Origin of the sequence: Pseudomonas sp. B8(2017) (assembly GCF_002113575.1) — a bacterium.
Classification (GTDB): domain Bacteria; phylum Pseudomonadota; class Gammaproteobacteria; order Pseudomonadales; family Pseudomonadaceae; genus Aquipseudomonas; species Aquipseudomonas putida_Z.
This window is the reverse complement of the sequence record NZ_NEIO01000007.1, coordinates 238,029-244,946: the sequence shown is the minus strand read 5'-3', so window position 1 is coordinate 244,946 and position 6,918 is coordinate 238,029. Positions and strand designations below refer to the sequence as shown.

7 protein-coding genes are annotated in these 6,918 nt (G+C 62.2%); 2 read left to right on the top strand and 5 right to left on the bottom strand.

What is annotated here, in order from left to right:
* Positions 1 to 188: 188 nt before the first annotated feature.
* Entirely contained in the window at positions 189 to 1,040 is an 852-nt protein-coding gene (gene purU / locus CAG22_RS13820) for a formyltetrahydrofolate deformylase (protein WP_023662871.1), read from the bottom strand.
* A gap of 284 nt (positions 1,041 to 1,324) precedes the next feature.
* On the opposite strand from purU, the gene mvaT reads away from it, so the two are divergent.
* The gene (mvaT, locus tag CAG22_RS13815; RefSeq protein ID WP_003259590.1) at positions 1,325 to 1,702 is read left to right on the top strand and encodes a histone-like nucleoid-structuring protein MvaT; all 378 of its coding nucleotides are present in this window, start codon (positions 1,325 to 1,327) and stop codon (positions 1,700 to 1,702) included.
* Positions 1,703 to 1,788: 86 nt separating this feature from the next.
* Here the strand turns inward: mvaT and sbcB are convergent, their stop codons facing one another.
* The 3 genes from sbcB to CAG22_RS13800 form a co-directional block, all read right to left on the bottom strand.
* Positions 1,789 to 3,222, bottom strand: coding sequence for an exodeoxyribonuclease I (gene sbcB, locus CAG22_RS13810; RefSeq protein WP_085705610.1), 1,434 nt, complete (start codon positions 3,220 to 3,222; stop codon positions 1,789 to 1,791).
* A gap of 75 nt (positions 3,223 to 3,297) precedes the next feature.
* Positions 3,298 to 3,657: a PilZ domain-containing protein gene (locus CAG22_RS13805; protein WP_025340502.1), complete on the bottom strand. Its 360-nt coding sequence runs from the start codon at positions 3,655 to 3,657 to the stop codon at positions 3,298 to 3,300.
* Positions 3,658 to 3,780: 123 nt separating this feature from the next.
* Positions 3,781 to 4,167 carry a hypothetical protein gene (locus CAG22_RS13800; protein WP_084785259.1) on the bottom strand — a complete coding sequence of 129 codons (387 nt, stop codon included), beginning with the start codon at positions 4,165 to 4,167 and terminating at the stop codon, positions 3,781 to 3,783.
* 179 nt (positions 4,168 to 4,346) lie between these two features.
* Between CAG22_RS13800 and pyk the strand changes: the two genes are divergently transcribed.
* On the top strand, positions 4,347 to 5,801 hold the full coding sequence (pyk, locus tag CAG22_RS13795) for a pyruvate kinase (RefSeq protein ID WP_085705609.1): 1,455 nt from the start codon (positions 4,347 to 4,349) through the stop codon (positions 5,799 to 5,801).
* A 138-nt stretch (positions 5,802 to 5,939) separates the two neighbouring features.
* Here pyk and CAG22_RS13790 read toward each other — a convergent pair whose 3' ends face one another.
* Complete coding sequence (locus CAG22_RS13790; protein WP_085592068.1) at positions 5,940 to 6,860, bottom strand: iron-sulfur-binding ferredoxin reductase; 921 nt, start codon at positions 6,858 to 6,860, stop codon at positions 5,940 to 5,942.
* Positions 6,861 to 6,918: the final 58 nt, after the last annotated feature.

Here is a 6,918-nt window from a genome sequence, read left to right as displayed (position 1 = left end):
GGGTGGGGGTGAGGCGGTGGGGTTGTTGCGGGTCTTCGCCATTGCATATCCCTCAAGATTGCCGGGGGCGCTTTGCGCCCCTTTCGCCGGCAAGCCAGCTCCCACACCGACCGCATCGACCTCAAGCCAGGTGCAAACCTGTGGGAGCTGGCTTGCCGGCGATGGGCTGCAAAGCAGCCCCAAGGCCATCAATCAAAAACTACAGTCTTGTTGCCATGCACTAGCACCCGGTCTTCCAGGTGATAACGCAGGCCACGGGCCAGCACCATCTTCTCCACATCACGGCCAAAGCGGACCATGTCGTCGATGCTGTCGGCATGGCTGACACGCACCACGTCCTGCTCGATGATCGGGCCGGCGTCCAGCTCTTCGGTGACGTAGTGGCAGGTCGCGCCGATCAGCTTCACACCACGCAGGGCGGCCTGGTGATACGGCTTGGCGCCGACGAACGACGGCAGGAAGCTGTGGTGGATGTTGATCACCTTCTCAGCATAGTCCTGGCACAGTTGCGGCGGCAGGATCTGCATGTAGCGGGCCAGCACCACCACATCGGCGGCGTGCTCCTGCACCAGGCGCGACACTTCGGCAAAGGCCGGGGCCTTGTCCTTGGGGTCGACCGGTACATGGAAGAACGGAATACCGTGCCACTCGACCATGCTGCGCAGGTCGTTGTGGTTGGAGATCACGCAAGGGATCTCGCAGTCCAGTTCATCGGTGTGCCAGCGGTGCAGCAGGTCGGCCAGGCAGTGCGACTCGCGGCTGGCCATCAGCACCACGCGCTTTTTCTGCGCCGAGTCGGTAATGCGCCAGGTCATGGAGAACTCTTCGGCGATCGGCGCAAACGCCTCGCGGAAGGCTTCGATACCGAATGGCAGCGATTCGGCGCGGATTTCATGGCGCATGAAGAACCAACCGCTCTGCTCATCGGAGTGGTGGCTGGCTTCGTTGATCCAGCCATTGTACAAGGCCAGGAAATTACTGACTTTCGCCACGATGCCAACACGGTCGGGGCAGGCGATCACCAGACGATAGGTGCGCATGAATGAGACTCCAGAACTTCGCAAAGGCGCTCATTCTAGCGGCCCGCCAGGAAAAACGCAGTATTGATCGCAGCGGCCGTGGCCTGTGTTCCTGACGAGATGCAATGCCGGCATTCTCTGACAGACATGACGAAATGCAGGGTTAATTGTAAATTTTTGTTCACGTAGAGAAATGGTTGTCACAGCTTAGTTAACAGTTAATTGCCCAACAATATGTTTACTTGCGAGTATTGCCTGTCTATTATTGCCCCACACATTTCTGAACACGCATTAAGGAACACTCCATGTCCCTGATCAACGAGTACCGCGCTACCGAAGAAGCCATCAAGGAACTTCAGGCCCGCCTGGCCAACCTGTCGCAGGATGACAAGCTGAAGAAAGAACTGGAGTTCGAAGGCAAACTGCGCACACTGATGGGCGAGTACTCCAAGTCGCTGCGCGACGTGATTGCCCTGCTCGACCCAGAGTCGAAACTGAGCAAGGCACCTCGTGGTGCGGTCAAGACTACCGCCACCAAGCGTGCACGCAAGGTCAAGCAATACAAAAACCCGCACAACAATGAAGTGATCGAAACCAAAGGCGGCAACCACAAGACCCTGAAAGAATGGAAAGCCAAGTGGGGTGGCGATGTGGTTGAAAGCTGGGCGACCCTGCTGGACTGATTGTCCGCACACGCCTGCTGCTTATCGCAACAAGAACGCCGGCATATTGCCGGCGTTTTTGTTTGTCCGCGTTTTGTGTTCAGCGCTCAGCCAATTGCAAACTGTGCCTGCAATTGCCGGGCATGTACCTGCCACGCGTCCAGCACGCGCCGCCCCGCCTCGTCGGCGCCCTCCCAGGCCTGCTGCCGCGCCTGTTCGAAGTCGCCCAGCGTATTCGGCGCGCCCCAATGCGGGTCGCTCAGGCGCTGCTGGCAGAAGCTGAACCAGCGTTGCCGCTCTTCGCCGGTCAGGGTCTCGGGGAAGTTGCGCGCCCGATAGCGGAACAACAGTTCAGGCAGGCGCGGGTCATCGAACATCCACTGCCCACGGCCCAACTGCGCCGGTTCCAGTGCACGAACTTGCTCACATAAGCGGCGGTCACGGTCCCCCAGAAAACCGTCATACAACTGTTGTTCCGGGTCTTCACTCGGGGTGAAGTCTTCCTTGCCGTAGATGTGTTCCAGCTTGTCTTGCCATTGCGCCTGTTGCTTGGCCAATTCTTCGCCGCGCAATTGTAACAACGTCAAGTCCAGGCCCAACCGTTGTTGATCGGCCGGGCGCAATACCGAAAGTGGCGCCAGTACCGGGCAGCGATTGATCTGCACCAATTTGAGCGGCACGGGTAATTCGCCTTCGGCCAGTTCTTCATGGCGGGTATACAAACGCTGGCGTAGAACTTCAGCACTTTCCCGTAGTAACGGTAGGGTTTCCTGATGCAGGTCGCACACAATCAGTGCATTGCGATTACGCGGGTGCCAGGCCAGTGGCAATACGACACCAAGGTAATTGCGTGCCGCCGAGAAGCGTCCGGATATATGCACCAGTGGCTGCAACAAACGGATCTGCTCCATCACTTTATGCTTGCTGCGCAACTGGAACAGCCAGTCATACAACTTGGGCTGTTTTTGCCGGATCAGGCGGGCCAGGGAGATGGTTGCCCGCACGTCGGAAAGCGCTTCGTGGGCATGCCCATGGTCGATGCCATTGGCCTTGCTCAGCAGCTCCAGGCGCAGGCTGGTGCGCCCGTCCTGCTGCGGCCACTCGATGCCGTCCGGGCGCAATGCATAGGCCGTGCGTACGATGTCGATCAGGTCCCAGCGGCTGTTGCCACCCTGCCACTCTCGGGCATAAGGGTCGAAAAAGTTGCGGTACAGGCTGTAGCGGGTCACTTCGTCGTCGAAGCGCAGGGTGTTGTAGCCGGCGCCACAGGTACCAGGGTGCGCCAGTTGTGCGTGCACCCGGGTCATGAACTCGGCTTCGCACAGGCCCTGCTCGGCCAGCAGTTGCGGGGTGATGCCGGTCACCAGGCAGGCGGCCGGGTGCGGCAGGATATCGTCGGAGGGCCGGCAATAAAGGCTGATCGGCTCGTCGATTTCGTTGAGGTCGAAGTCGGTGCGCACGCCGGCCACCTGCAGCGGCCGGTCGCAGCGCGGGTTGATGCCGGTGGTTTCGTAGTCGTGCCAGAAAATGCTGGAGGTCACGGGGTCGTCCTGTATCGAGGTCGACCCGATTCTAGCGCGATTCTGGCGCGACTCCAGCGAGCCTGGGCCCGAGGCTCAGGCAGAGGCGTTGGCGGGGCGGAAACTGAAATAGTCGCGCAACGAGCGGACGAATTCGTCGTACTCGCGGGGCGCCTGCAGCAGCATGAAGCCCGAATCGTAGTGCCCGGGCGTCTGGTCTTCACGGCACCACAGGCAGCTGGCGGTAAGGTTGACGAACTGATGCCCGCCACCAACCAGCGGCAGGCGTAATTGCAGATCGTAGTCGGGCCCGACCAGCACAGGTAGCTGGCTTATCAGCATCAGCCCGTCTTCGGAGGCGTTGCCCAGCTGGCCGATGGCCTGGCCGGTAATGCGGTTGAACACCTTGAGAACACAAGGCAGCTGATGGCGTTCGATGTGGCGCTTGTTGAACATGATCGCAAGTGCAGTCCGTATCCGATGCCAGGAATACGTGGAACTGGCGGTTGTTGTAACAGCTGAGTTACAGATTAGCGCAGCACGCGCGGCAAATCCCGTGAAATAAATCACACCTTGGTGTTAACGCCAAGGTGCGGCGCTCACCGGGTTTGCCACGGCGGCTTCGGCGCCGCGCAAATGGCCGAGTTTCTCCAGGGTCTGCAGGCGAGCCTGGGCGCGATAGGCGTATTCATTGCCCGGGTACTGCTGAATCAGGTACTGGTAGGTCTGCGCCGCATCCACGTACAAGGCCTGGCGCTCCAGGCACTGGCCGCGCAGCAGCGACACCTCGGGGTGGATGAACGGTCGCGCACGGCTGGTGCGGTCGACCTGCGACAGCTCGAGCATGACCCGTGCGCAATCGCCACGGTCGTAGGCGCGGTAGGCATTGTTCAGGTGGTGGTCCATGGACCAGCGGGTGCAGCCGACGGCGCTGGCCGCCAGGGCTAAAACGATCAGGGCTCGCATGGGGGTCTCCTTTGATGCCAGTGTATCGGCCTTTGCCGGCAAATCTTCACACCCTTTTGCAAGGATACCCTGCCCGTTCAAATGCCACCCTGCCTTGGTCGCAGGTAGTGCAACGGAACAATGACTACAGCGAGATTCAGGAGTAGCCTTTCGCTGCGCTTCACTATAGGAGTCTGTGCATGAGCATCCGCCGTACCAAAATCGTCGCCACCCTTGGCCCCGCCAGCAACTCGCCGGAAGTGATCGAACAGCTGATCCTCGCCGGCCTGGACGTGGCACGCCTGAACTTCTCCCACGGCACTCCGGACGAGCACAAGGCCCGCGCGCGCCTGATCCGTGAGATCGCCGCCAAGAACGGCCGCCATGTTGCACTGCTGGGCGACCTGCAGGGTCCGAAGATCCGCATCGCCAAGTTCGCCAACAAGCGCATCGAATTGAAGATCGGTGACAAGTTCACCTTCTCCACCGCCCACCCGCTGACCGAAGGCAACCAGGACATCGTCGGTATCGACTACCCCGACCTGGTCAAGGACTGCGGCGTTGGTGACGAGTTGCTGCTCGACGATGGCCGCGTGGTGATGCGCGTCGAGACCGCCACCGCAGATGCCCTGCACTGCGTGGTGATCATCGGTGGCCCGCTGTCGGACCACAAAGGCATCAACCGTAAAGGTGGCGGCCTGACCGCACCGGCCCTGACCGAGAAAGACAAGGCCGACATCAAGCTGGCCGCGGAAATGGACCTGGACTACCTGGCCGTGTCCTTCCCACGTGACGCCAGCGACATGGAATACGCACGCAAGCTGCGTGACGAAGCCGGCGGCAGCGCCTGGCTGGTGGCCAAGATCGAACGCGCCGAAGCGGTGGCCGACGACGAAACCCTCGACAAGCTGATCCTCGCCTCCGACGCCGTCATGGTCGCCCGTGGCGACCTGGGCGTGGAAATCGGCGACGCCGAGCTGATCGCCATCCAGAAGAAGATCATCCAGCACGCCCGCCGCAACAACAAGGCGGTGATCGTGGCGACCCAGATGATGGAGTCGATGATCCAGAACCCGATGCCGACCCGTGCCGAAGTGTCCGACGTGGCCAACGCCGTGCTGGACAACACCGACGCGGTGATGCTGTCGGCCGAGAGTGCCGCCGGTGCCTACCCGATCGAAGCCGTCCAGGCCATGGCCCGCATCTGCCTGGGTGCCGAAAAGCACCCGACCAGCCAGAAGTCCAGCCACCGCCTGCACACCACCTTCGAGCGCTGCGACGAGAGCATCGCGCTGGCGGCCATGTACACCGCCAACCACTTCCCGGGCGTGAAGGCGATCATCGCCCTGACCGAGAGTGGCTACACCCCGTTGATCATGTCGCGCCTGCGTTCGCACGTGCCGATCTTCGCCCTGTCGCCGCACCGCGCTACCCAGGCCCGTGCCAACATGTTCCGCGGCGTGTACCCGATCGCCTTCGACCCGGCCTCGCTGCCGGCCGACAAGGTGAGCCAGGCAGCGGTCGACGAACTGCTCAAGCGTGGCCTGGTGGAGCAAGGTGACTGGGTAATCCTGACCAAGGGTGACAGCTACCACACCATCGGTGGCACCAATGGCATGAAGATCCTGCATGTCGGTGATCCGCTGGTCGGTTGATCTGCTTCAGAGGGGGCCGCTCTGCGGCCCAATCGCCGGCAAGCCAGCTCCCACAGGTACCGCGCAGGCCCAGGTCTGATGCAATCCTGTGGGAGCTGGCTTGCCGGCGATGAGGCCAGCCCAGGCTACACAAATGCCTCAGGCATGCTCGACAAACACATCGGCAAACACCTGCCCCCGCGGCACCCCGGCAATGAACAGCCGCCGGGCAAACCGCTCGACACTCCCCGGCGCCCCGCACACCAGCGCCACCGTCTGCCGCGATGATGGCCGCAACCCGGCCAACGCTTCATCCAGTTGCTCTGCCAGTACCAACTCGACATTCACATCCGCCATCTCCCGCAACGGCTCGGCCAGATAATGCCCAACGCCCTCGCGCGCCACATGCATGACCCTGATTTCCCCTTGGTGCCCCTGCCGCAGAGCCTCGCGCAAGATGCCCCACAACGGCGCCAGCCCGGTCCCCGCCGCCAGCAACCACAGCGGCCGCTGCTGCCAGTCCGGGTCGTAATGCAAGGCCCCACCCCTTAGCTCGCCCAGGCGCAGCACATCACCCAGCTGCAAGCCACGGGCCTTGTCACAAAAGGCGCCGGGGCGCTGGCAGTCGATATGAAACTCGAGAAAATCATCTTCGCCCGGCAGGCTGGCCAAGGAGTAAGGCCGCGCCACCGCGCCATTCCACAGCACCACATGCTGCCCCGCCTGGTAACGCATTGCCCGTTCGGGCCGCAGCCGCACGCGCAGCACATCGCCGAACCAGTCCAGGGCACAGACCTGCGCCGGCACGCCATCCTGCTGCGGGTCGAACAGCGCCACGCGCAGGTCCTCGACTACCCGGCACTGGCAGGCCAGGCGCCAGCCCTGGGCATGCTTGTCCTGCGCCAGGGCCTCGGGCATGGCATCCAGCGGTTGCCCGCCCAGGCAGTGCACCAGGCAGGCATGGCAACTGCCGGCGCGGCAACTGTAGGGCACGTTCAGCCCGGCCTCGTTCAAGGCATCGAGCAGGTTGCTGCCGGTCGGCACCGCCCAGCGGCGCTCGCCCACGCAAAGTTCGGGCATTTTCAGCTATCTCTTCCAGCTCTTGAGTTTCTGGGGCCGCTTTGCGGCCCTTCGCCGG